20 protein-coding genes and 1 tRNA gene are annotated in these 23,718 nt (G+C 46.5%); 11 read left to right on the forward strand and 10 right to left on the reverse strand.

All coding sequences use genetic code 11. The features are described 5' to 3' along the window. Positions 1-302: 302 nt before the first annotated feature. Positions 303-393, reverse strand: a tRNA-Ser gene (locus C9J01_RS26585). 390 nt (positions 394-783) lie between these two features. Between C9J01_RS26585 and C9J01_RS26590 the strand changes: the two genes are divergently transcribed. Then, positions 784-981 carry a hypothetical protein gene (locus C9J01_RS26590; RefSeq protein ID WP_107301102.1) on the forward strand — a complete coding sequence of 66 codons (198 nt, stop codon included), beginning with the start codon at positions 784-786 and terminating at the stop codon, positions 979-981. 165 nt (positions 982-1,146) lie between these two features. Beyond that, on the forward strand, positions 1,147-1,581 hold the full coding sequence (gene trxC, locus C9J01_RS26595; protein WP_107301103.1) for a thioredoxin TrxC: 435 nt from the start codon (positions 1,147-1,149) through the stop codon (positions 1,579-1,581). Between the two features lie 77 nt (positions 1,582-1,658). Here the strand turns inward: trxC and C9J01_RS26600 are convergent, their stop codons facing one another. Beyond that, positions 1,659-3,275 (reverse strand): methyl-accepting chemotaxis protein, encoded by a 1,617-nt coding sequence (locus tag C9J01_RS26600; RefSeq protein WP_107301104.1) that lies wholly within the window; start codon positions 3,273-3,275, stop codon positions 1,659-1,661. A 274-nt stretch (positions 3,276-3,549) separates the two neighbouring features. Here C9J01_RS26600 and C9J01_RS26605 point away from each other — a divergent pair, with 274 nt between their 5' ends. Then, complete coding sequence (locus C9J01_RS26605) at positions 3,550-5,379, forward strand: hybrid-cluster NAD(P)-dependent oxidoreductase (RefSeq protein WP_107301105.1); 1,830 nt, start codon at positions 3,550-3,552, stop codon at positions 5,377-5,379. 51 nt (positions 5,380-5,430) lie between these two features. Here C9J01_RS26605 and C9J01_RS26610 read toward each other — a convergent pair whose 3' ends face one another. The 3 genes from C9J01_RS26610 to C9J01_RS26620 form a co-directional block, all read right to left on the reverse strand. Beyond that, a complete protein-coding gene (locus C9J01_RS26610; protein ID WP_107301106.1) occupies positions 5,431-5,997 on the reverse strand; it encodes a copper resistance protein NlpE in 567 nt (188 codons plus the stop codon). 161 nt (positions 5,998-6,158) lie between these two features. Beyond that, the gene (locus C9J01_RS26615) at positions 6,159-7,562 is read right to left on the reverse strand and encodes a tryptophanase (protein ID WP_107301107.1); all 1,404 of its coding nucleotides are present in this window, start codon (positions 7,560-7,562) and stop codon (positions 6,159-6,161) included. A gap of 371 nt (positions 7,563-7,933) precedes the next feature. After that, on the reverse strand, positions 7,934-8,407 hold the full coding sequence (locus C9J01_RS26620) for a YHS domain-containing (seleno)protein (protein ID WP_107301108.1): 474 nt from the start codon (positions 8,405-8,407) through the stop codon (positions 7,934-7,936). Positions 8,408-8,543: 136 nt separating this feature from the next. Between C9J01_RS26620 and C9J01_RS26625 the strand changes: the two genes are divergently transcribed. The 3 genes from C9J01_RS26625 (at position 8,544) to C9J01_RS26635 (ending at position 11,095) form a co-directional block, all read left to right on the forward strand. Then, a complete protein-coding gene (locus C9J01_RS26625; protein ID WP_107301109.1) occupies positions 8,544-9,404 on the forward strand; it encodes a helix-turn-helix transcriptional regulator in 861 nt (286 codons plus the stop codon). A gap of 137 nt (positions 9,405-9,541) precedes the next feature. Then, complete coding sequence (locus C9J01_RS26630) at positions 9,542-10,468, forward strand: LysR family transcriptional regulator (RefSeq protein ID WP_107301110.1); 927 nt, start codon at positions 9,542-9,544, stop codon at positions 10,466-10,468. Positions 10,469-10,675: 207 nt separating this feature from the next. Then, positions 10,676-11,095: a universal stress protein gene (locus tag C9J01_RS26635; RefSeq protein WP_107301111.1), complete on the forward strand. Its 420-nt coding sequence runs from the start codon at positions 10,676-10,678 to the stop codon at positions 11,093-11,095. 84 nt (positions 11,096-11,179) lie between these two features. On the opposite strand, the gene C9J01_RS26640 is transcribed toward C9J01_RS26635, so the two are convergent. Beyond that, complete coding sequence (locus C9J01_RS26640; RefSeq protein ID WP_107301112.1) at positions 11,180-11,455, reverse strand: nitrogenase-stabilizing/protective protein NifW; 276 nt, start codon at positions 11,453-11,455, stop codon at positions 11,180-11,182. A gap of 301 nt (positions 11,456-11,756) precedes the next feature. Between C9J01_RS26640 and C9J01_RS26645 the strand changes: the two genes are divergently transcribed. The 5 genes from C9J01_RS26645 to C9J01_RS26665 all read left to right on the forward strand — a co-directional run bounded on the left by C9J01_RS26645 (position 11,757) and on the right by C9J01_RS26665 (position 19,982). Further along, positions 11,757-12,608, forward strand: a complete 852-nt coding sequence (locus C9J01_RS26645; RefSeq protein ID WP_107301113.1) for an enoyl-CoA hydratase/isomerase family protein — start codon at positions 11,757-11,759, stop codon at positions 12,606-12,608. Between the two features lie 601 nt (positions 12,609-13,209). Next, positions 13,210-14,301 carry an efflux RND transporter periplasmic adaptor subunit gene (locus C9J01_RS26650; RefSeq protein ID WP_107301114.1) on the forward strand — a complete coding sequence of 364 codons (1,092 nt, stop codon included), beginning with the start codon at positions 13,210-13,212 and terminating at the stop codon, positions 14,299-14,301. Then, on the forward strand, positions 14,301-17,354 hold the full coding sequence (locus C9J01_RS26655) for an efflux RND transporter permease subunit (protein WP_107301115.1): 3,054 nt from the start codon (positions 14,301-14,303) through the stop codon (positions 17,352-17,354). The genes C9J01_RS26650 and C9J01_RS26655 overlap by 1 nt, the downstream gene beginning before the upstream one ends. A gap of 294 nt (positions 17,355-17,648) precedes the next feature. Then, positions 17,649-18,944, forward strand: coding sequence for a MipA/OmpV family protein (locus C9J01_RS26660; protein WP_107301116.1), 1,296 nt, complete (start codon positions 17,649-17,651; stop codon positions 18,942-18,944). 198 nt (positions 18,945-19,142) lie between these two features. Next, a complete protein-coding gene (locus C9J01_RS26665; RefSeq protein WP_107301117.1) occupies positions 19,143-19,982 on the forward strand; it encodes a class I SAM-dependent methyltransferase in 840 nt (279 codons plus the stop codon). Between the two features lie 71 nt (positions 19,983-20,053). Here C9J01_RS26665 and C9J01_RS26670 read toward each other — a convergent pair whose 3' ends face one another. The 4 genes from C9J01_RS26670 to gltS form a co-directional block, all read right to left on the reverse strand. Next, positions 20,054-20,443: a VOC family protein gene (locus tag C9J01_RS26670; protein ID WP_107301118.1), complete on the reverse strand. Its 390-nt coding sequence runs from the start codon at positions 20,441-20,443 to the stop codon at positions 20,054-20,056. Positions 20,444-20,519: 76 nt separating this feature from the next. Continuing rightward, the gene (locus C9J01_RS29970) at positions 20,520-20,921 is read right to left on the reverse strand and encodes a helix-turn-helix transcriptional regulator (protein ID WP_107301119.1); all 402 of its coding nucleotides are present in this window, start codon (positions 20,919-20,921) and stop codon (positions 20,520-20,522) included. A gap of 166 nt (positions 20,922-21,087) precedes the next feature. Then, complete coding sequence (locus C9J01_RS26680) at positions 21,088-22,239, reverse strand: dipeptidase (RefSeq protein ID WP_107301120.1); 1,152 nt, start codon at positions 22,237-22,239, stop codon at positions 21,088-21,090. A 210-nt stretch (positions 22,240-22,449) separates the two neighbouring features. Beyond that, complete coding sequence (gene gltS / locus C9J01_RS26685) at positions 22,450-23,649, reverse strand: sodium/glutamate symporter (protein WP_107301121.1); 1,200 nt, start codon at positions 23,647-23,649, stop codon at positions 22,450-22,452. Positions 23,650-23,718 lie beyond the last annotated feature (69 nt).

The following is a 23,718-nucleotide window of genomic DNA, read 5'->3' on the forward strand; positions in this document are numbered from 1 at the left end:
CATAATCAGCAAAGAGCGATGTAAAACAGGTAAGACCGACCAGTAAAAGCTAGAGAGGGCCTAAGGTGCTTAGATACCGCTTCCTAGAGTTAGCTTACTGGTGCGACTACATTTTAGGGCGGGGTAGTTCCCCAAAAAAGCCCGTATATAAGTGCGCATCTATACCTTGTTTTAGTTTTGTTTCTTTGTTGATTTCCCAAGGGAGTCCATATAAGGCCCTCGTTCCCTCTTTTCCCAGAACCTCGCGTTTTCCGAAGGCCAAAACGCGAAAAGGGCTCGCAAAAATGCGAGCCCTTCGAATGTGGCGGAGAGATAGGGATTTGAACCCTAGATACGCTATTAACGTATGCCGGTTTTCAAGACCGGTGCTTTCAACCACTCAGCCATCTCTCCGTAAGTGCGGTGAATATTATGGGATATTCCGACCGCTGTAAACCCTTGGTAAAACCAATTGACCAAGTTATCAACGATTCATGCAATCTATCGACAAAGCTAATAATAAACAACCACTTGAGTGATTAATTATCACTCTGCCAATAGGCATAAAATTGCTGTGTCAAAGAGGGAATATTAGGTCTGTGAAAAAGTGATCTGACAACGTGATTTTTCACTAGGGTGGAACCTTCAACATTACCCCTGTTTGGGTGTGGAGAAAAGCAAGTTTTCATAGTTTTTGCACAATTTTGGGATGTGTCACAAAGTCGATTTTAACGTCTTAACGTCAGCAAAATCGTTTGATAAAGATAAGTTGATTTCGACGCAGGGGTTCTTTAGGAGGTTAATGTGTCTATCAATTCTATCGATCACAATGAAATTTCTGATGTGTCTTCAAAGTGGGATTTCAAAGACGAAACGGCTTCACACATCTCCCAAAACAAACGCCAACAGGCAGAAGCGCGCCGTCGCATTGAGATGCTTCGAGATATTCGTGCCAGCGGCCTAACTATCGAGGAAGCAAAAGAACTTGGGCTAATCCACTAGGGGATATACCCATTGATTAATAACCGATAACGATAATCGACCATCAAATTAGAGGTAAACCTAATCGATAGATTATTTCTATCAATAGAATCTGTTAATCCGGCTTTGCTATTACTTGGGTAGTCGTTAAATTAGTAAGAAATAATACTTACTGGAACCCAAATCATGACAACAATGACTACCCGCTGTCCTCACTGCAAAGCGATGAACCGTATTCCTACGGAGCGAGTGAACGAGATCGCAACCTGCGGTGCCTGTAAAGATCGCTTGCTAGACGGTATGCCAATTGAAGGTACTGCTGACAATTTCCTCTCTCTTATCCAAAGTGATAAGCCTGTTGTCGTCGACTTCTGGGCCCCGTGGTGTAACCCTTGTATTGGTTTCGCACCTATTTTCGAAGATGTTGCCAAAGAAAGAAATGGCGAAGTTCGCTTTGTCAAAATTGATACTGAAGCCCAGCAGGCATTAGCAGGCCAATACCGTATCCGCAGTATCCCAACAGTGATGGTATTCAAAAATGGCCAGATGGTCGATACCATCAATGGTGCCTTACCAAAAGGCCAGTTTGATCAGTGGTTAAATCAAGCCTTAACCAAGTAACTCCGACCTGCCGTTCAAAAAAAACCACAAGCTAAGCTTGTGGTTTTATGTTTGAAGCCATTTCGAACCTGAGAAATTTACACTTTAAACTGCTTAAGCTGATCCCCCAGTGTCGCAGCAGCTTCACTTAATGACTGGCTTTCAGAAGCCAAGTGCTGGGCAGCCTTGTTGATATCATCGGTCGCGGTATGGATCAGGTTAACCGTATTGTTCACCTCTTCAGTTACCGTGCCTTGTTGCTCTGCAGCGGTAGCAACCTGCATGATCATGTCATTAGCGCTTGTCACCAAGCCGGCAATGCGATTAAGTTCATTTTGAACTTGCTCGGTATGCTGAACACTGTATTGTGTTTGCTCGGTGCTTTCCGCCATGGATTGCACGGTATTAAGTGTACTTTCGGTCAGCTTATCAATGGTTTCCTGGATCTCGATGGTTGACTGCTGGGTTCGGCTGGCAAGGTTGCGCACCTCATCAGCTACAACAGCGAAACCACGCCCCTGCTCACCGGCTCTAGCCGCTTCAATCGCCGCATTGAGCGCCAGCAGGTTTGTTTGCTCTGAGACGCCTTGGATAACTTGGGTGACATTGCCAATCTCTTCCACACCGTGCTTCAGTTCGCCCACACGCAGATCGGAATTTGCGATACCCTCGGAAACATTGTGAATCGCTGACATTGCCTGCAGCATACGCTGGTTGCTCGCTTCAACTTGGGAATTAATTTCCGCGGTAGAGCTCGATACTGTTTCAGCATTCTGTGCAACATCACTGATCGTGGCGCTCATCTCTTCCATTGCAGTCGCCAACTGGGCAAGTTGCTGATTCTGCTCTGTAATTGATTGAGCACACTGCTCACTTGCAGCGGCAATCGTGCCAGCCATACTCACTGATTGCTGGGCATTGTGGCTAGCGGCTTGCAATGTAGTACGCATAGAGGACGAAGCCTGATGCAAGGCATCGGCAATCTGACCGATTTCATCCTGGCGATCCATGGAGAAATTTTGAGTGAGATCCCCCTGCTCCAGTTTGCGAACCCGTTCTGTCAATAGCTGGATCGGCTGACTGATGTCAGTACTTATCCAAAAGCCTAACCCAATCAAAAGTGCAATGAACACCACACTTACCCCTAACTGGAAAACAATCCCGTCAAAGAAACGCTCTTCGATATCCAGCAGGTGCACGCCCGTGCCAACAACCCAACCCCACTTGGCAAAGTTCTCGACATAGGAAATTTTTTCAGAAACCTCACCGCTCGGTGCTATCCAAGCATAATCCAAAAAGCCAGCACCAGAGCGACGAGCAATAGTCGTCATTTCCAGCCAATGCTGTTTACCCGATGCATCCGTTACGGCTTGCATCGATTGCCCCTCTTGCTGTCGACGAAGCGGGTGCATCACGAGAGAATTATCGGTCGCAATTACCCAAAAATAGTTATCGCCATCAAAACGCATCGCGGACAACGCCGACTTGGCTTCCTGTTGTGCTAATTCCTGATCTAATGGGTATTTATCCGAATAATATTGCACTAAGGAAATAGCGGCTTTCACTTGTTCCTGCATTGACGCTTTGCGGTCTGCAATATCGCTCTGAAAGCTTTCATTAGCCTGAAAAACAGTATTAAAAAGCATTAATATGGCTGCAATGGCAATTAATGCCAATAATTTGGCTCTTACCCCATAATGCCGAAGTAGGTTCATAGCTCCCTCTTTGGTTAGATTATTATTTTCCAGATATTATGAACGACCAAACATGTCTATTTCTTACAAATATTCATAAAGTTCATAATCTTAGTCATCAATATTGTAAAAAAGTATAAATTTACAAAGCAGTATTTTGAGGTAAGCCGATCTTTTCAACATTATCACTCAGATATTATAGGAATGACCGTTAACGAATTTTGCACCGTGACAAAAAACTATTTGGTAGAATGAAGGCATCCATAGAACTAATAACGATACAAGGATGAAAATAGTGAGCAAACCAGCCAAAAATCCGACGTTGAGCCAAATCAACGTATTTCCCGTTAAGTCAATTGCAGGTATTAGCCAATCGCATGCCTGGGTTGAGCAACAAGGCTTGAGTTTTGACCGACGCTTCATGGTCGCAAGACCTGATGGCAGCATGATCACGGCACGGAAACACCCCCAGTTGGTCAAAGTGTCGGCAGCACTATTACCCCATGGCTTGGTGCTTAACTATCCTGAGCAGTCATCATTGAAACTTCAATACAGCGACTTTGCGATGACGGAGTCAGAAGCGACCGTATGGAGCGACACTTTCAATGCTTACCTCACCACCGAAGAAGCGAATAAGTGGTTCAGCCAAATTATCGGAGAACCCGTACATCTTCTGTTTACTGGCGAGCAATCTCAACGCCTGAGAGCCAAGATCAGCCAAAATGTCAGCTTTGCCGACGGCTACCCAATGCTCATCATCAGTGAGGCGTCATTGGATGCACTCAATGAAAGAAGCTCACAACGCCACACTATGGATCAGTTCCGCACCAACCTCGTGGTATCAGGCACCGAACCCTTTGCGGAAGATGGCTGGAAACGGATTCGAATTGGAGAAGTAGAGTTTGAATCCGTGAAGCCTTGCTCCCGCTGTATTCTGACGACGGTTGATCCTAACACAGGCGAGTTCAGCCAGTTGAAAGAGCCACTCAATACGCTGTCTTCTTTCCGTTCAGACGGCAGTGGCGAGGTGTACTTCGGCCAGAATCTCGTTGCCCTTAATGAAGGCCTGATCAGAGCCGGAGATAAAGTCGAAGTGCTCGAAACCAAACCCAAAGAGATTTACCCTGATAGCGGCACTCAGTCCCTTACCTTGACTTGTGTCGAGCGTGAAGAGATTGCCCGAGACTTCTCTACGTTTTGGTTAGAACCCGCAAAACAGCAAGCATTGCCAACTTACCAACCGGGACAACACCTTCCTATTCAGGTAGAAATCAACGGTGAATATGTTGCCCGTCGCTATACCCTATCCTCTAGTCCTTCTCGTCCCGGCCGATTTGGGATCTCGGTAAAGCGGGTTGACGACGGTCGGATTTCCAATTGGCTACATGACCATTTCCAAGTTGGTGACACCTTAGTGGCCCAACAGCCAGATGGTAGCTTCCATTTAGGCCACCACACCGACAAGCTATTGTTGCTTTCTGCCGGAAGTGGTGTCACGCCAATGATTTCGATGTTGCGCTACCTTGCCGACCATGATCTGGTGCGGGATATCATTTTCTATCACCAATGCCGTACCCAAGCTGATATTCCTTATCTTGAGGAATTGAAGACGTTAGAGAAGCAATTCCCTCAACTTAAAGTAATGATTGCCCTTAGCCGACCTGACAAAAAATGGAAAGGCTTATCTGGCCGTCTTGAAGCATCGCATCTTGAAAAGCTTGAAGCATTGGGCGAACGTCAGGTCTTTGTCTGCGGGCCAAACCGCTTCATGGATGATGCCAAAACATTGTTGTTGAATGCCGGTCTTGATGCAGCGCAGTACCACCAAGAGGCGTTTGGACCACTGACTCGCGAGGTCAATAAGACCAAAGAGGTTACTATCAGCATCAACGGTAACTTATTCAGTGGCGATAACCAAAAGACGTTGCTTGAACAAGCTGAAGCTGCTGGGCTCAATGTCTCCAACAGTTGCCGGGCCGGATTCTGCGGGGCGTGCAAAATGACGTTGGAGTCTGGTGAGGTGGATCAACCTGATGTACCAGCCCTGCTTCCGGGCGAGAAGGAATCAGGTAAGGTGCTGGCCTGTTGCTGTGTGCCAAAAACAGATGTAGAGCTTGTCGACTAGGCTTTCAATACGTACAAAACAGCCACCTTTCGGTGGCTGTTTTTCTATCAATTACTGCTTACGCAATACGTAGTGGCTCGCCAGATCACCCTCTACGCGGTTGCCTTCTTTGTCGAGGCGGAACAACTGGTTCTCACCAACGAAGTATTGAACAACATCAGCGCCAGCACCCGGTAGGGCGATAGTGTTACCTGCGTTGTTCCAGTTGAAGGAACCTTCATATTCAAAGGTGCCGTCTTCCTTGCCCAGATACACCTCGGTCAGGTTAAAGGTGCCATCTTTTTTGACCACCAGCTCAGTCTTGATACCTTCACAGTCAGCACAAGGCAGGATACCGGTGTACGTTCCATTCCAATCAAGCGCATTGCGGGCGCTGTGGGCCGAGTCAGCAATAGGCTGTGTGATTTCTGGCAGTTGTGTAGGGACCGCTCCCGATTGTTCAACCTCTGGCAAAGTCACCGGTGTCTCTGTGGTTGAAGCGCCACCAGTTTCGGTTGGGTTTTCAACAACCACTGCAGCTTCAGTCTCTGTTTGAGATGGGGATTCCGGTGTGGCTTTTTGATCACATCCCGCCAGTACGAAGCCAGCCACAACCAGTGCAAGTAAGGTCTTTTTCATCTTGATTTCCTTAGTTAGCATTCTCACTTAACTTGGTAGCTATTGTAGTGCGCGGATTGTGGGCGCAACGTCATCGCTAGGTTAGAGATACGTCAAAACCACCGTAAGCCAATGACTCACGGTGGTTATCACACCTAATTGATGCTTTTTTAGTTGTTTATTTAGTCGGATACAGGCTTGAGCCTTGCGGTAAAGTGGCGCAGTACCGGCGGCTCATACTCGAATTCCAACCCACGAATTTCACTTGCCCGCTGGTAAACGGCAATAAGCGCATCAGCGACATAATCCATGTGATCATTGGTATAAACCCGGCGTGGGATCGTCAGCCTCATCAGCTCCAATGCAGTCTCTTTCTGTTTACCCGTTTGCGGATCACGTCCCATTAGCAGCGAGCCGATTTCCACAGCTCGAACACCAGACTCTAAATAAAGCTCATTACACAAAGCATGAGCCGGGAATTGATGAGGGGGAATATGAGGTAGCATTTTCTTGGCATCGACAAACACTGCATGCCCACCGGTTGGGTATTGGATAGGCACTCCCCCCTCACGCAACCTATCGCCCAAGTATTTCACTTGGCTAATACGGTAATGGAGGAAGTCTTCATCTGCCGCCTCATAGAGACCTCGCGCCAAGGCTTCCATATCCCGCCCAGCCATACCACCGTAGGTAACAAAGCCTTCCATCGGCACACAGCGGGTTCTAACTGCTTGGAACAAGTCCTCATGATCTTTGATACAGCAAAGCCCCCCAATATTAACCATGGGATCTTTTTTCGCAGACATCGTCAGGATATCGCCGTACTGATACATCTCGCGGATGATCTCGAGAATAGATTTATCCGCATAGCCTGCTTCGCGCTGTTTGATGAAATATGCATTTTCACAGTAGCGGGCGGAATCAATCACCACCGGAATATCATTCTTCTGCGCCAACTCATACACCGCCCGCATGTTTTCCATTGCAACAGGCTGACCTCCCGAACTATTGCAAGTCACCGTAGTGATGATGGCGGCAATGTTTGTCGAACCGTATTTTTCAATCGCAGCTTCCAGCTTTTCAAGGTCAAAGTTACCTTTCCAATCATCGTACGTAGAGGTATGGAAGGCACTTTCAGCCAGCAAGTTAATGGCTTTCCCACCGCTCATTTCAATATGGCCTGCCGTCGTATCGAAGTGGAAGTTGGACAAGAAAATCGCCTCTGATCCCCCCCTTATGCTGCGCATTCTTTCAATCAGGCAAGGGAATAGTATTTGCTCGGCACCCCTCCCCTGGTGGGCTGGCACGGTAAGTTCGTAACGGAAGAAATGCTTAACCGCCTGACAGAGGTTGTAATAGTTGCGGCTTCCGGCGTAAGACTCGTCCCCCATCATTAGCCCAGCCCACTGGTTGTCACTCATCGCCCCAGTGCCCGAGTCAGTTAACAGGTCAATATAGACATCTTCGCTGCGCAACATAAAGGGGTTATAACCCGCTTCGATTAAAGCCTGACGACGGTCTTCTTCATCCGTCATTCGAATACGTTCTACCATCTTGATACGGAATGGTTCAGGGATCCTTTTCATCTCTTTACTCCAAATTACCACCAACATTCGGCTGTCAGCGGCGAAATACAAATAACTCAACGGTGTGGAAGCCACACTGATGTCATCGGTTTACATGGATTAAATGGCCCGGTATGCCGAGCAAAGAGACTACACAGGGAAGTCGTTAGAGAGGCGGAAGTCTTGGTTAAACCATGCCGACATCATCAAGGTGATGTCAGGCGTCACCACAGCAGATTGGCAGGTCATATTTGCTTTCCTTCACAAATAAACAAGGGTAAGTATTGCCTATAACTCTACTTGATTATAGACAATACCTAGCTTACCTAAACTCTTGCTACTGATGCTGTGACAGAGGTAATAATTAATAAAAATCACAGGTTATAAGTTCGCTATAACTTATCAGCTTCAACCAGCTTGATATTGGTCCAGTTACTATCTGCACTGGCAATATAACCTGCAGTATCTTCTAGCCAGCGCTTTTGAACCGATTTATCCAAATTGAGATACAACTTGCCATCTACCACTTTCCAGGCTTCAGGATCGGTATCAAACTTCTTGTTCATAGCCACACCGAAAGCACAGTAGCCACCGTATTGAGGGGCGTATTCCGTAGGATTGGCTTCGAAGCGCTCCTGGTTATCTTTACTCGCGAAATGATAGGTCGCCCCTTTGTAAGTCGCACTGTAATCACTCTTTCCGAGCTTGGCCTGCTGCTCGGTGAAATAAGCCACGGGATCATAGCCTTTAATTGCCAGATCATTCTCATCAGCATTGATATCGATATCGGCTGCCAACGCTGTCATCGAAAAACTCAGCAATGCAACGGCTGAAAGGCTTCGTAGTGTTGAGGTATATGTTGTCATGGTAACTCTCCGCATGATTTGAGGACGTAAGGTAAATCTAGCGGGAACTACCGACCTACAGGGGTACATTAGTCCTATACTTAATACCAATAGTACGGATTATAGTTTTAACCCAGCGCGTAAATAAGGAAATACCATGGATCACCTCTCCCAACTGATGCAGCACTTCTCGGTAAAAGCAGGGGTTTTCTACACGGGTACGCTTTGCGGTATTTCACGCTTTGATGACCCAGCCATCTCTACGGGCCACCTCCACCTACTAAAACGCGGGGGGCTAACGATAATCGACGCCCACAACACGCATCACCAGTTCGACAAACCGATCCTAGTCTTCATCCCTCGGCCATCGGCACATTCGCTCCATCCATATGGTCTCCCTGCAAGCAAACTTCCTGCAACTCTCCCCGGTGAAGCAATCAGCACTGAGCTCGTGTGTGCCACGGTAGATTACGGCGCAGGGACGGATAACCTATTTACTACAGCCCTCCCCTCATTGATGGCAGTCTCACTGGATCAAGCCAGCCCCCTATCCGCGATTGTTGAACAGCTTTTCTCTGAGGCATTTTCCCAAAGCGCGGGTAAAAAACTGATTATCGACAGGTTGTGTGAAATATTGCTGATCCTGCTCATCCGCCAAAGTATCGAACAAAAGACGCTTGATGAGGGCATGCTTGCTGGCTTATCCCACCCCAAATTGGCAAAAGTACTCGAGTTAATCCATAACGAGCCTGAAAAGACATACTCAATGACACAACTTGCCAGTGAAGCTGCCATGTCGCGCACCGTTTTTATGGCGTCTTTCAAATCTATTGTCGGTACTACACCAGGTGACTACCAAATGCGATGGCGAGTGGAGTTGGCACAGAGCTTACTCAAAAAAGGGAAAAACCTAGCTTATGTCGCCGAAGCGGTGGGATACAGTAACCGCTCAGGCTTTGCCCGTGCTTTTCGCAAAGTGACAGGCGTGTCACCCACCAGTTGGCTCGCAGAGCAATAAGCCTTAGCTTGGGTTGAGTGGATATTAGAACTGATAACATCTACTCCAACAGAACCGCCTAAACTCAACAGAAAAGTGCCTATCATCAGGTACTTTTCTATTGAGGCTATTTGTGACTTTTTACTTTGCGAGGGTGTATGGATATTGAAGGTATTCGGTTGTTTGTCCTTGCTGCCGACATACTCAATATCAGTGCAGCGGGAAGGCAACTCGGCCTCGCTCCAGCCGTCGCTTCGGCAAAGTTGGCAAAACTCGAACACCAAATCGGAGCCGATCTTTTACACCGCTCTACTCGCAAAGTAGCTCTCTCGGCTGAAGGGGCTAAGTTCCTGCCTTTTGCCAGGGAAATCATTGCACAAGAAGATGCAGCCCGAGCCATACTGAGCAACAGTACCAAGGAGATATCAGGTACATTGCGCTTTGCTGCCACCAGCACATTTAGCCAACTGTATATCGCCCCGATTTTGCCTGAGTTTCTTGCCCGCTATCCTGGTATCAACCTTGAGTTAAAAATGTCGGATACTAAAGTCAATCTAATTGAAGGAGGGTTCGATCTCGCTTTGCGTAACTATGCCATCGAAGACAGTAACCTCAAGGCCAGAAAACTGGCTGATGATAGACGGATACTGTGCGCCTCACCGGAGTATCTTGCCCAATTCGGCACACCTCAAACTCCCGATGATCTCACCAAGCATCAGTTATTAGTGTTTATGCGTGACAGTGCAAGGGAACTAACGGCCACAGAGTTGTCGACCACAGAACTCGAACACTCCTCGTGTTCATTCCCTCCCAAGCAAGCCAAGAGCCGGGTCATTTGCGACGATGGTTCCACCATGCGGGTAGCAACCATGGCAGGCGTAGGCATTTCCATGAATGCCTATTGGAGCGTCCACAATGAGCTGAAAGACGGTACATTAGTCCATGTCCTGCCCAATTATGAAGTAACAGACCAATCAGCTATTTGGTTGGTTTATCCAAAATCGAATGTGTTACCAGCAAAAGTACGGGTCTTTATTGACTACATACTGGAAAAAATAGGTGATCCGCCTATTTGGGAAAGGTAGGAAAGTCTGTCAAATTAGTCATTTATACAGAACACTTATCGCACATCACAAGGCAGCATTATTGTATTACATATCAATAAATTATATGCCTTTTAGCTATTCTGAGACATCTTCGACAATATTTTTTTCTGTCTCGAACTATGCTGGGTTTATAGCCAATGACCTTGAAGTGAATTGGGTATTTCTATTCAGCAGGAGGGCGTCGTGATGAAATACAAACATATCCTAGTGGCACTGGAACTATCCGAAGAAACCAATGTGCTAATTGATAGAGCTGTTTTTCTAGCCAAACTGCTCAATGCAGAGGTCTCTTTTGTCCACATTGACGGTACTCATGGGGAAATCTACCCAGAGCTGATTGATATCAAAAAATCCCCAGGCGAAACACCTCTGGGTGAGCCTAAAATGGAACAACTCAGGGCCTTTGATACCAATACCGATTATCCAATCAAGCACTTCCTGATCGGTACCGGTGACTTGAGTAGTAAGCTACAAGATATTATCCAAGAGAATGGTGTAGAGCTCATCATCTGCGGTCACCACCATGACTTCTGGAGTAAAATCATCTCCTACTCCAAACACCTAATTAATAAATCCCCTGTTGATATCCTTGTCGTGCCAATCTAAATCTGGCAACAGGGTATTAATCACCCAGAGCCGGATCAGTATTCCCCTGCTGATTCGGCTTTTTCACACCTTGAGCGCCTAAGGTTACCGCCGCTGGCAAGAGGTACAGCCTCGACAAGCAGACCGGGTATGCGGATCCAGCCGCCCCCTTTGCACCTTACAGTAGGCGTTTTTCAATGCCCGGCGGGCAGAGAACCAATCATCCGGCTTTGAAATCAATAAGTAGCCGTTGAATCGCTTGACCAATTGGGTGCGGTACTCATTGATAAACTTACTGTCGAAGTCAATTTCAAAGTACTCCAACGCCTGTTCAATCGACGTGAAGGTGGCTATTTTTTGCAGGATATCGTTCTGGCTCATCAATAATTACGGCTATGGGCTATGGGCTATGGGCCAAAGAAAAAGTCAGTGTACGTTAACAGCAACCAATATTTATTGATACAACACGGCGTTTGCCTGCATTAGCCTGTGTTGTTGCGGTTGATTATATAGAAAACCAATATTCTCTTTTCCATTATCTCTAATTTACTGAGAGTCATTCCTCTCCTAATTTTTAATTTGTGCAGGAAACTTCTTTCAACACACTTGGCTGCACGATTCTGATATTCATTCGATTCAAACACTTACTGCAACATTGGATGCTGAGATGAGGAGTAACACGATGGAATATAAGAATTTCACGACGTTTACCGTCAACGTCGAGGAAGGTATCGCTTGGGTAACCATAGATTTTCCGCCTGTTAATGTTCAGGGGCAGGAAATGCTCGCTGACCTTAACAGCCTGGCATTGCGGCTAGAACGTGACCGAGAAGTCAAAGTCGTTGTGTTCCAATCCGCCCATCCTGAAATCTGGGTTTGCCACTACGATACCAACCTTCTACGTGATATGTCGAAAGATGCTGTCGCCCGTAACGACGCCAAACTCCTCGATTTGCAATCCGTGTTGGAGCGCATAAGCAAACTGCCTCAAGCAACTATCGCCAAGCTTGAAGGTTTTGCCCGAGGTGGCGGCCATGAGTTTGCACTGGCCTGCGATATGCGCTTTGCCGCTCGCGGTAAATACAAATTTATGCAAATGGAAGTGGCTATGGGTATCTTGCCTTGCGGTGGCGGTGCCTCACGTATGGCGCGACAGGCGGGATTAGGCCGGGCTCTGGAAATTATCCTCAGTGCCCGTGACTTCGATGCCGATGAAGCTGAAGCCTACGGCACTATCAACAAAGCCCTCGAGCCTGATGAAATCGGCGAATATGTTGAAAACCTCGCCAAGCGTATCGCCAAGTTCCCGGCTGAATCTATCAATGCCTGTAAACAAACCGTCTATGAGTCTATCGACAGGCCGATAGATGATGCACTTAAAGCCGAAGCCTACTGGTTGTATCAAGCCACCAGCAAAACCGCTGCTATTAAGCGCTTCACCTGGGCCGATGAACAAGGCGCCCAGTTTGATATTGAAAACCAGCGCAACTGGGAGAAGTTGGTGATTGATATTCAGGATATTAATGAGGATTAACAATCTCTAGTTCGCTTTTTGGCTGCGGGCATTTATTTTTTGCTGCGCAGCCATTACTTCTCTGAGTAATACCCAAACCTCAAAACATCATCAAATATGAATAACTCATATCCATAGTTGTTGCTTATTATTTCAAATATACTCTTCTCTAAAATGACCAATATACATTCATTGAAACAAAAACAACCCGCAATATTAGTTAAACATCTCTGCTAGATAATGCCGCTCTGATGTTAAGTCTTGAAATAAGGGAGTATTCAGCATGGCTAAGCTAACTTTCATCTTTGAATTTCTTTTCTGGGCCTTGCTCATCATAACCCTCTACAAAATCGATTTAAGCTCTTACCTTCTCAACTTACTGATCAATCTATAGTAACTACTCGCCCATACCACAATGGTAAATCTTGGCATACCAAGGCTGCCATACAAAGCCTAATTTAATCAATAGCATACAACCCTTCAAAAATGAATATCTCTTAAACATAGTTTTATCACAAGGTGCTATTTACCATAAGCCCCATCAAAACAGTCGTATTTCACACGCAGCGGCTAAAAGAAAACAACCTCTATATAAATAAAGTTAATTCCGGAGACAGCAGCAATGAAGTTAACACTTCCAACCTTGCCCAATTACAAACTATTGAAAGTCGCGATTAGCCTAACGCTATCCGTCGTAATTTTAACAGGTTGTAACGCAGAGCCAGAATCTGAAATAAAGGCAACTGTTGTCCGCCCGGCAATGACAGAAATTGTCACCTTTTCCAATACTTCAGAATTGAGCTTAAGCGGCACGGTTCAATCTGCGCAACGAGCTGACCTTTCTTTTCGTTCATCAGGCCGCTTGGTCGAGATATTGGTTAAAGAAGGCGATGAGGTTAAAAAAGGCGATCTACTGGCTAAATTGGATCCCAAAGACGCTGAAACCAACCTAAACTCAGCTCGTGTTGAAATGCGCAACACCCAAACCGAATACCAGCGTGCCAAATCAATTTTTGAATCTAGCCAAGCTATCTCGAAAAGCCAACTTGAAGAAATCGAGGTCCGTTTCCGTTTAGCAAACCACCGTCTAGATGAAGCTGAGCGTAGGTTGGAAGAAACGCGTCTGCTTGCACCGTTCGACGGCATGATCAGCCGTAAGCACCGCAACACCCATGTGTTGGTACAGGCAAATGAAGCGGTTTTGTCTCTCCATAACCTATCCAATATGGAGGTGGTCATCGATGTCCCAGAAAGGCTGATGCTTAACGGCGATCAGCAGCAAACCAACGTAATGGCACAAGTGCCAGCATTATCGGGCAAGCAGTTTGAACTGGCTTTAAAAACCTACTCAACCAAGCCAGATCCTGTTACCCAAACCTACGAGGTAACAATGGGTTTTGTTGATCTAAAAGACACGACGGTTCTGCCTGGCATGACGGTTCGAGTTATCCCGGGTGAAAGCAATCAAACACTATCGTCTTCTATTTCGGTCCCACTATCAGCCGTGATCCCTGATAACCAAGGCCAACAATATTTATGGGTAGTAAACAGTGATAACCAACTAGAAAAGCGCTTCATTACAACAGGTACGCTGAAAGGAAGCCGAGTAGAAGTCACTGCCAACTTACAAGTTGGTGAGCAAATTGTAGTGGCAGGCACAGCAAATCTATCTGAAAACATGACGGTAAGACCCACTCTGATGGAGGCTAAATAATGAATATCGCTCGCTACACATTAGCGAAACGCACCAGTGTTTGGGTCTTGATTGCCCTGACCTTGATCGGGGGCTACCTCAGCTACCTCAAGCTTGGCCGCTTTGAAGACCCTGAGTTTGTGATCAGGCAAGCCGTCATCGTGACGCCGTACGCAGGTGCCACTGCACAAGAAGTCGCAGATGAAGTCACTGATGTTATAGAGGGAGCAGTACAGTCATTACAGGAATTGGATGAAGTGACATCGGTCTCCAAGCAAGGTATGTCCGAAGTCACTGTTGAAATCAAACGCAGCTTCTCTAAAACCGATGCCGAGTTGCAGCAAGTTTGGGATAAGCTGCGCAGGAAAATCAATGATGCCCAGCGTTCACTGCCACCGGGAGCCGGACCATCTATCGTCAACGATGATTTTGCTGATGTTTTTGCCCAGTTCTATGCGGTAACCGGTGAAGGCTACTCCGACAAGCAATTGCAGGACTATGTTGATGAGCTAAGGCGAGAGCTGGTACTGGTGCCAGGGGTATCGAAAACCACCACTATGGCAGAAAAGCAGGAAGCGATTTTTGTCGAAATCGCCAGTGCGCGCCTAGAGCAGTTTGGCCTCTCTGCTGAGCAGGTCTATCAGGTGCTGCAAAAGCAAAATATGGTCACAGTGGCAGGTACGCTGGAAACTGAATCTATGCGCGTTGCTGTTGTGCCGACCTCAAGCGTGCGTACCTTTGATGATCTGAAAAACCTACAGATCGGTATCGGTGAAAACAACACCATTATGCGCCTTGGTGATATTGCAACGGTTACCCGTGGCTACCAAGAGCCAACATCCGTGCTGATGCGTTACAACGGTATGCGAGCCATTGGCCTTGGGATCTCAAATGTTGCTGGCGGTAATGTGGTCGAAATGGGTGATGCAGTTACTGCTCGTATTGCCGAACTGGAAAGCCAACGACCTGTGGGCATTGAACTGCATGATGTGTCGATTCAGTCTGAATCGGTAAAAGCATCTGTCGCCGATTTCATCAATAACCTGATTGCTGCAGTTGTCATTGTCTTTGTTGTCTTACTGCTCTTTATGGGTGTGCGCACCGGTATTATCATCGGCTTTGTTTTGGTACTGACAGTGGCTGGCACACTGATCGTCATGCTGATTGATGACATCGCTATGCAGCGCATTTCGCTGGGCGCTTTGATCATCGCCTTGGGTATGTTGGTTGATAATGCCATCGTAGTGACCGACGGCATTCTGACTCGCTTGCAGAAAAACCCAAATGCGAATCGCGAGGAGATTTCAGCCGAAATCGTTGAGGAAACCAAGTGGCCGCTACTCGGTGGTACCATCGTGGGGATCTGTGCCTTCAGTGCTATTGGCTTGTCGCCTTCAAACATGGGAGAGTACGCAGGTTCACTGTTCTGGGTGATCCTCTACTCGATGTTCTTGAGTTGGGTGTTGGCCATTACCGTTACCCCGTTACTGTGCCATGACTTTATCAAGGTCAATGCAAAGAAGAGCAATGCCAAGCCGGGACGAGTCAGTAAGCTTTACCATCAGGTACTGGTTAAAGTACTCAACAACCAGAAAACCAGCATCATGGTGGTGATTGCGGTTTTCGTTATGGGTGTAAAAGCATTCGGCTATGTCCCTCCTGGTTTTATGCCAGAGTCACAGCGGGCACAGTTTGCGATTGATGTCTTCCTGCCGCAAGGCTCAGATATCTCGCGCACCGAAAGCATCCTGCTAAACATTGAAAAAGATGTAAGGGCCAAAGATGGCGTCACAAACACCATCAGCTTTATCGGCTCTGGCGGCCTACGCTTTATGCTGACCTACTCAGCCGAGCCTGAGAACCCGAGTTATGGCCAACTGTTGGTTGATGTCGATGACCACAACATTATCGAAGCACTTGTAGCCGACCTACAGGTTGAACTTGGGGAACGCTACCAAGATGCCTCGATCAATGTGTGGAAGTTCATGTTGGGCCCAGGTGGCGGCAAGAAAATTGAAGCGGCATTCAAAGGCCCTGATAGTGAAGTGCTTCGCCAGTTGGCTGAGCAGGCAAAAACCTTGATGAACGACAACCCAAACCTAATTGCTGTACAAGATGACTGGCGACAGCAAGTGCCAGTGTTGAGCCCAGTGTTTTCAGCAGAAAAAACGCAGCAGTTCGGTTTAACGACTCAGGAGCTGAACAGCGCAATTGAACAGACCTTATCGGGCAGGCAGGTCGGTGTCTACCGCGAAGGCAACGACTTGGTACCCATTGTTGTACGTGCGCCAAAAGATGAGCGCAACCATGAGCGTGCGATTGAAAATACGCAGGTCTTTAGTTCAAATGCTGGTAGCTTCATCCACTTAAGCCAACTGATCGAATCAAACGATCTAGTATGGCAAGATGCCATGCTAAGACGTGTGGACCGCATTCCGACTATTATGGCGCAGGCTGATCCTGCTCCAGGTGTGCTGACAGCAACTGCGTTCGAGTCAATCAAGGCAGAAATTGAAAACATGCCATTACCGGTAGGCTACCAGCTTGAATGGCACGGAGAATACAAAGAGGCTAAAGAAGCTGATGAAGGCCTGATGATTTCGGCACCTTACGGTTTCGCGGCGATGGTGTTAGCAGTGGTATTCATGTTTAACGGTATCCGTCAGGCACTGGTCATCTGGTTGACAGTCCCGTTAGCGGTCGTTGGCGTAGCCGTTGGCTTGATCATCTTCCAGACGCCGTTTGAATTCATGGCCACATTAGGCTTCCTGAGCTTGGTCGGTATGATGGTGAAAAATGCGATTGTACTGGTTGATCAGGCTGACAATGAAGTACGTGCGGGTAAGGCGCCTTACAATGCCATCATTGATGCAGCGATGAGCCGAGCTAGGCCGGTGATCTTGGGTGCGACCACCACCATTCTTGGTGTTGCGCCATTGCTAATTGACCCGTTCTTCAAGAGCATGGCAGTGACTATAATGTTTGGCCTGCTGTTTGCGACGGTTCTGACCTTGGTTGTTATTCCGTTGAACTATGCGCTGTTCTTCAAGATTAAGCCAATGACAGCAGAGTAAACTTCTAACGAGAAAAGATGAAATATAAAGCCTGAGCAGTGCTCAGGCTTTTTTATTTATCCGATTAGCACCACTAACCTTAATTTAATGAATCCAGCTAAAAAGTGAATATCTGATAGTCATTCACTTAATTAACCCTCTCTATAAAATACCAAGTAAGGCAACCCCCAATATAAAATACCTTTAATTAGGGGTTACGAAGGCAATGGATATGTCCCCAAAAATAAATAATGAGTGTTAATCCATATTAACGCTCGGATTACCTATCTATTCATATATGCGCGAGCGTTAACGATGAAATATTATTATTTACTTCCATTGTTATTTACTTCAATGGCTATAGCCACTTCTCATCCTCCTTCAGTCCCGTACTCCGACAAGGAAAACTGGGGGGTGGGTATGGGCATGCGCAGCGCAAACATTATCTTCGATACCAGCGACAATGTGGTTCACGATGTCATGCCGTTGCTATTTTACCAAGGCGACAACTTCTACCTTGATGGCGCTTCCGGCGGATATCGGTTTTACCAAAGCGATAATGTCTCTGTCGGAGCACTTGGCAGGATCCGTTTTTTTGATATCCCCAAGCGCTACCAGAATGATGTACAAGGCACCCAGTTTGATCTTGGCGGTAATATCACTTGGCACTACTCCCCGCAGCTTGATTTCAGCGCGGAGGTACTGAGTGATAAAGATGGTCGGGTCTATTCCAACTTCACTGGCGAATATACCTTTGACCACCCTTCTTGGCGTATCAGTCCTTACGCTACCGTAACGGGTAAAACCTCGAGATTCAATAATACCTACTATGGTCTCAATACCGAGGACATTGGCAGCGGGTTCAGCTATAGCGCCGGTGTCAGAGGTCGCTACCAGCTCTATGAAAACCTTTATGCAGTCGGCCAAACTAGCGCCACTTTACTGGATAACAAGACCTACAACAGCGATCTCGTCAACTCTAGGGCACAATGGGAAACCTACCTTGGCCTAGCGCTATTCAATACCCCAGGGCAAAGGACGCACTCACAACTCCCGACCAACTCGTACCTGCGGGTTGCCAGCGGTGTCGCCACTACCTCCGGCGTGTCAGACCTTTTGATACTCGACAATAAAACCGACCCATACCGCAACACCATGACCTCGGTATTTTATGGTCACCCGATTGCTGACACCGTGTTTGGCTGGCCATTGGACTTCTACCTCACACCGGGTTTTGTCCAACACCATAAATCCGACGTACAGGGCAGTTTTGGCGAATATGTCATGGCTATAAAGGCTTACTATACCTTCAATTGGCCCACAACATGGCGCTTCGGCTTTGCAGAGGGGATCTCATACAGCACCCAAATCAGCCATATAGAAAGGGAGCGGTTGGCCGAGAAAGGATACAAACCCAGCAAGCTGATGAACTACTTGGATTTCTCTTTTGATGTCAATGTTGGGGATATGCTCAACAACAAATCACTGTCGAACATGTGGTTAGGCTATAGCCTGCATCACCGTTCGGGGATCTTCACCCAGACTTCAGCTTTTGGCAGGATCAAAGGAGGCAGTGATTACAATAGTCTTTATATACAATGGGACTTTTAATACCTGTAACATGCGTTGCCAATCTCCTTATTTACTGATAAATTCCGCACGTTTTTTATCAATTTCAGCAAGGAGGTTTCCGATGATTATTTCTCAACAAACTCAATGTAACGAGCGTCCTTACGTCATTTTAGGCTGATTGAAACTCCTAAAGAATATGTAAGGACGACAAACAAATTTATTGTCGGAATTACAAACATGTACAACAAACTCAATGAAACAACAGCCAAGCCAGTTGTTTGGTCTGCATACACCGCCGATGTCCTGTGGGCAGATAGCCATATCGCCAAACATATGTTGGCCTACCACCTTAACCCAGAGATCGAGGCGGCGTCCCGTTCGTTTGATTTTATCGATGAGTCGGTAAACTGGTTGGTTTCAACCTTCGACCTAGGTCAATCATCCAAAACCATCGATTTTGGCTGTGGTCCGGGCTTGTATACCCAGCGCCTGAAGAAACAGGGAATAGGGACCGTCATAGGGCTCGATTTCTCGCAAAACTCCCTCGCTTACGCAACGGAGCAAGCCAAACTATCGAACTTAGAAATCGAGTACCATCTGGGGAATTACCTGGATTACCGTGATTCGCGCCGGTTTGACATGATCACCATGGTGATGTGCGACTTGTGTGCACTAAGCCCAACGCAGCGAGCGGTCTTACTCGGCAAGTTCAAGTCCATGCTGGCTCCAAACGGGGTGATTGCCTTGGATGTCTATACCGCGACGAGGTTTGAGAAACAAACCGAATCTCAGACCCTTGCCAAAAACGCAATGGGTGGGTTTTGGAGTGCCGAAGACTACTGGTGTATCCAGTCCTCCTTCACTTACGATGATGACCTTGTCACACTGGACAAATATGTCATTAGTGAAGCGCAAAGAGAGTGGACGGTTTACAACTGGCTGCAGCACTTCACGCTCGACATGCTAAAAGCAGAGCTTGAACCTCATGGGTTGGAAGTTAAGTCCACCTACAGTGACTTGTGCGGCAAGCCTTTCGCCAAGAGCGATGAGATGGCAGTGATTATCGGCCACAAGTAACTACGATATAAACAGATTAGGGGCGATTGCATCGCCCCTTTTTCGCATTTTTAACTCACAATTGCTTGGCTTTATAGCTCCTGCATCAACTGGATATAGTTTCCGCAGGTATCGTCTAACACCGCAATCATGACTGGCCCCGCTTCTCTTGGAGAAATCGAGAATTGAACGCCTAGCCCTGTCAGCCGTTCGTATTCTTTGTTGATGTCGTCGACAGCGAAGGATGTCCAAGGGATCCCTGCTTCTTTCAAGGAACTTTGGTATTGCCTGGCTGGCTCAAAGGCCATGGGCTCAAGCAATAACTCTACCCCAGATTGCTCTTGTGGAGAGACAACGGTTAACCACTTGTGCTCGCCTAGGGGGACTTCTGCTTTCTTAATAAACCCTAAAATATTGGTATAGAAGTTCAATGCTTTGTCTTGATCTTCAACCGGAACGCTAGTGAGGCAGATTTTGATCACTGATATTCGCCTTTGCTGATTTGGAATACCTCAAAGATAGCCAAACCATCGCCCAAAAACTTATTCCAGATTGCTTTTATCCCACTTTTGTCTGTCGTTTTTGAAACTCTCTTGGCGAATACCCCGTGCACTTTTTAAAGACTGAGGAGAAAGTCGTTAAGCTTTCATAGCCCACGTCATAGCAAGTTTGGGTTATGGGATTTCCTTTCCTTAACAGTGCCTTGGCTTTTGAAATACGCATATCTCGCAGGTAGTTTCTCGGCGTGACCCCATACATCTGCTTGAAGATTCGCACATAGTGGAAGCGAGACATAAAAGCAGCTTCAGCTAAGTCGTTTAACTCAACCCTTTCCGAGTGGTGCTTCTCCATAAACGCTTTGGACTGCCTAATAAGGGCGTTCTGTTTTGGCCGTAGTGGTATCTCGCTGTATAAGCGATCAATCTCTTGCTCATAGTATGTCTTAGGGGGAGATGGCATCTGGCTTCTGCTGTTATGAAGAGGTATGGTTTATTTTAACATGTTTAAATCCAACAATGGCTTCTCCATCATCGCATGAAGGTGAGTAACTACTTTTACTTTCAAGCGTTATGTTATACGACACATAATGAGTATTTTGAGTTACCGTAGAACAATGGATTTAACTTTAATCAGGCAGGTTTAGTTTCAATACCCTAAGGACATTTCCGCCCAACACTTTTTGGGTATCTTCCTGAGATAAACCTTGAGCTAGAAGTGCTGCTGTAATCATGGGTACCCCGGTTGTATCAAACGGGGTGATAACATTACCATCAAAGTCAGAACCTAACCCCACGTGATCAATCCCGGCCACTTCGATGGTATACAGGATAGCTTTAACTATCCCTTCTATGCTGGTGTCACAAACTGCACTTTTCCAGTAACCGATCCCAATAACACCACCGTTTTGAGCAACCGCATGAATTTGTTCATCAGTAAGATTACGCTTTCCCGGACAGGTGCCTTGCACGCCACCATGAGACACAACAACAGGTTTTGTTGCCAATTCGAGTGTTTCTTTAAAGGCTAACGGGGATGCATGAGCCAGATCGATGGTAATTCCGAGAGACTCCAGTTGTGGAATTAAATCCTGACCCAATGTAGTGAGGCCGCCTTTTTCTATTCCATGCGCTGAGCCAGCAAATTGGTTATCAAAATGGTGAGTTAACCCCATCATCCTGTATCCAGCTAGATAAAACTCATTCAGAGCATCACTTCCCCCCTGCAACGCGTGCATACCTTCCAGTGAAAGCAAACCTTTTACACCACCAACAGACAAGTCTTTTTTCCTAAGTACTAACGTCAGCTCCGACTGTTTCGCCAGTTGGTTCAACTCAGCAGCCTGAACTAAGGCACGCTGCTTCGGGCTAAACCAAGTGATAGGAGAACGCCATGAACTAATAAACAGCAGAGGCAAGATATCTGAATCATTGCGTGTTGAGGAATAATTTCGAACCTTAGGTACCTTAGTCACAACCCCAAACACCTGAAGATCAATCCCTCCCTCAATTAGACGAGGTATATCAATATGCCCAAGCTTGTTCTTTTTCCTAAGATCTCTGCCCCAAAGCAACGGATCCGCATGTAGATCAGCAACGAAAGCTTGCAGGTGGAATCGGCGATTTTCATCAGACACCGAATAGGGAGGAGACTCAAGTACATTGTTATTCTTGCCATCCACACTCTTTAAGATGATAAACCGAAGCACCAAAAGTACGATTACAACCAGTGCAATCAAACTAATGGAAGCAGTAGTCAATAAATGGCGTTTCATCTGCATCTACTTTGGCCTTCAATCGTTAAGTGGATATTCACATAGGTTGCTCGCCATAAATAGTCACCAATGCTGTTCTGAAATACTGCTATTTGTTGTCTTAAATAACTTTTTGCTCAGCAAATTGCCTGAGACGACAACTTTTTGGCAGATATTATTTGTATAGTTCAACTACGGCCAATCATCCCTTATAAGTTGGTTCTTATAAAGAAACACTCAGAAGAAACTATTAACAAAACCATTAATAATCAGCGCATTGGCAATATCAATAAAGAATCCGCACACCAACGGGACAATGATGAAAGCCTTGTGCGCAGCGCCATGCTGCTGGGTTACCGCGGTCATGTTCACAATCGCCGTGGCCGTTGAACCCAAAGTGATCCCGCCAAAGCCCGAACTGATCACTGCGGCCTCGTAATTCTTACCCATCGCACGGAATACCACCAATAGGGTGAACCCAACAGATAGAATCACCTGACTGATTATCACAACGCTCAAGAACAAGAGTGAACTCTGCAATTGCCATAACTGAAGCCCCATCAGGGCCATAGTCAAAAACATTCCCAGGCAAATGTCTGAAATCAGTGTTTGTCCCAACTGGGCATTCTGGCTGGTCTTTTTCTTAAGCACCACCGATTGGAAATTACCGATAATGATCCCCGCCAATAGACAGGCTACGAACATAGGCAACTGAAGGCCCAGCGACGCCATCGCGATATCGACAAAGTAGCCGAGCATCAAACTCAAATTGAGCATCAACCACGCATAAAGATAGCCAAAGTGATCCAACTTAACGGTTTCATTATGGCAAACACCAATATCCAACTGATGGTCAGTGTTAGCTTCTAACCGGTACTTTTTAATCAGGTAGTTAGCGATAGGCCCGCCCACTAGACACGCCGAGATAAGCCCGAGGGTATTGCTGGCAATGCCAATCTCAGCAGCGCCTTCTAACCCCATCTCCGCAAAGGATGGCGACCATGCCATGGTTGTCCCAACACCACCAATCAAGGAAATAGAGCCCGCCATTAAGCCCAATAAAGGCTCGAAACCAAATATAGAGGCAACACTTACACCGACAATATTCTGCAAGCCGATATAAATCACAGCGAGTAGTGTTAGTACCAACAGCGGCTTACCACCAGATAAGAGTGTTTTGATATTGGCACTTAGTCCAATACCGGCAAAGAAGTACAGTAATAAGGCATCCCTTGCCTCGAGTTCAAATTCAATCGTGGTATTAAAGAAGTAATAAATAACAGCAACAGCAATGGCACAAGTAAAGCCACCGATGACTGGCTCAGGAATACTGTATTTTCTTAGTAACTCAAAGCGCATGGTGGCAAACTTACCAATGAATAACAGGCAAATTGCGAGCGTAAAAGAAACAAAACCATCAATCACAATAGTCTGCATAATTTCCTAACCTAAATAATTTTCTAACCAAAATATTTTTCTTACCAAAACAGTTTTCTAACTTAAATT

Origin of the sequence: Photobacterium rosenbergii (assembly GCF_003026455.1) — a bacterium.
Lineage (GTDB): Bacteria > Pseudomonadota > Gammaproteobacteria > Enterobacterales > Vibrionaceae > Photobacterium > Photobacterium rosenbergii.

Coding starts and splice junctions, on each gene's coding strand:
- trxC (WP_107301103.1), top strand. CDS start 1,147: ATGACAACAATGACTACCCGCTGTCCTCACTGCAAAGCGATGAACCGT.
- C9J01_RS26600 (WP_107301104.1), bottom strand. CDS start 3,275: ATGAACCTACTTCGGCATTATGGGGTAAGAGCCAAATTATTGGCATTA.
- C9J01_RS26610 (WP_107301106.1), bottom strand. CDS start 5,997: ATGAAAAAGACCTTACTTGCACTGGTTGTGGCTGGCTTCGTACTGGCG.
- C9J01_RS26615 (WP_107301107.1), bottom strand. CDS start 7,562: ATGAAAAGGATCCCTGAACCATTCCGTATCAAGATGGTAGAACGTATT.
- C9J01_RS26620 (WP_107301108.1), bottom strand. CDS start 8,407: ATGACAACATATACCTCAACACTACGAAGCCTTTCAGCCGTTGCATTG.
- C9J01_RS26625 (WP_107301109.1), top strand. CDS start 8,544: ATGGATCACCTCTCCCAACTGATGCAGCACTTCTCGGTAAAAGCAGGG.
- C9J01_RS26630 (WP_107301110.1), top strand. CDS start 9,542: ATGGATATTGAAGGTATTCGGTTGTTTGTCCTTGCTGCCGACATACTC.
- C9J01_RS26635 (WP_107301111.1), top strand. CDS start 10,676: ATGAAATACAAACATATCCTAGTGGCACTGGAACTATCCGAAGAAACC.
- C9J01_RS26640 (WP_107301112.1), bottom strand. CDS start 11,455: ATGAGCCAGAACGATATCCTGCAAAAAATAGCCACCTTCACGTCGATT.
- C9J01_RS26645 (WP_107301113.1), top strand. CDS start 11,757: ATGGAATATAAGAATTTCACGACGTTTACCGTCAACGTCGAGGAAGGT.
- C9J01_RS26650 (WP_107301114.1), top strand. CDS start 13,210: ATGAAGTTAACACTTCCAACCTTGCCCAATTACAAACTATTGAAAGTC.
- C9J01_RS26655 (WP_107301115.1), top strand. CDS start 14,301: ATGAATATCGCTCGCTACACATTAGCGAAACGCACCAGTGTTTGGGTC.
- C9J01_RS26660 (WP_107301116.1), top strand. CDS start 17,649: ATGAAATATTATTATTTACTTCCATTGTTATTTACTTCAATGGCTATA.
- C9J01_RS26665 (WP_107301117.1), top strand. CDS start 19,143: ATGTACAACAAACTCAATGAAACAACAGCCAAGCCAGTTGTTTGGTCT.
- C9J01_RS29970 (WP_107301119.1), bottom strand. CDS start 20,921: ATGCCATCTCCCCCTAAGACATACTATGAGCAAGAGATTGATCGCTTA.
- C9J01_RS26680 (WP_107301120.1), bottom strand. CDS start 22,239: ATGCAGATGAAACGCCATTTATTGACTACTGCTTCCATTAGTTTGATT.
- gltS (WP_107301121.1), bottom strand. CDS start 23,649: ATGCAGACTATTGTGATTGATGGTTTTGTTTCTTTTACGCTCGCAATT.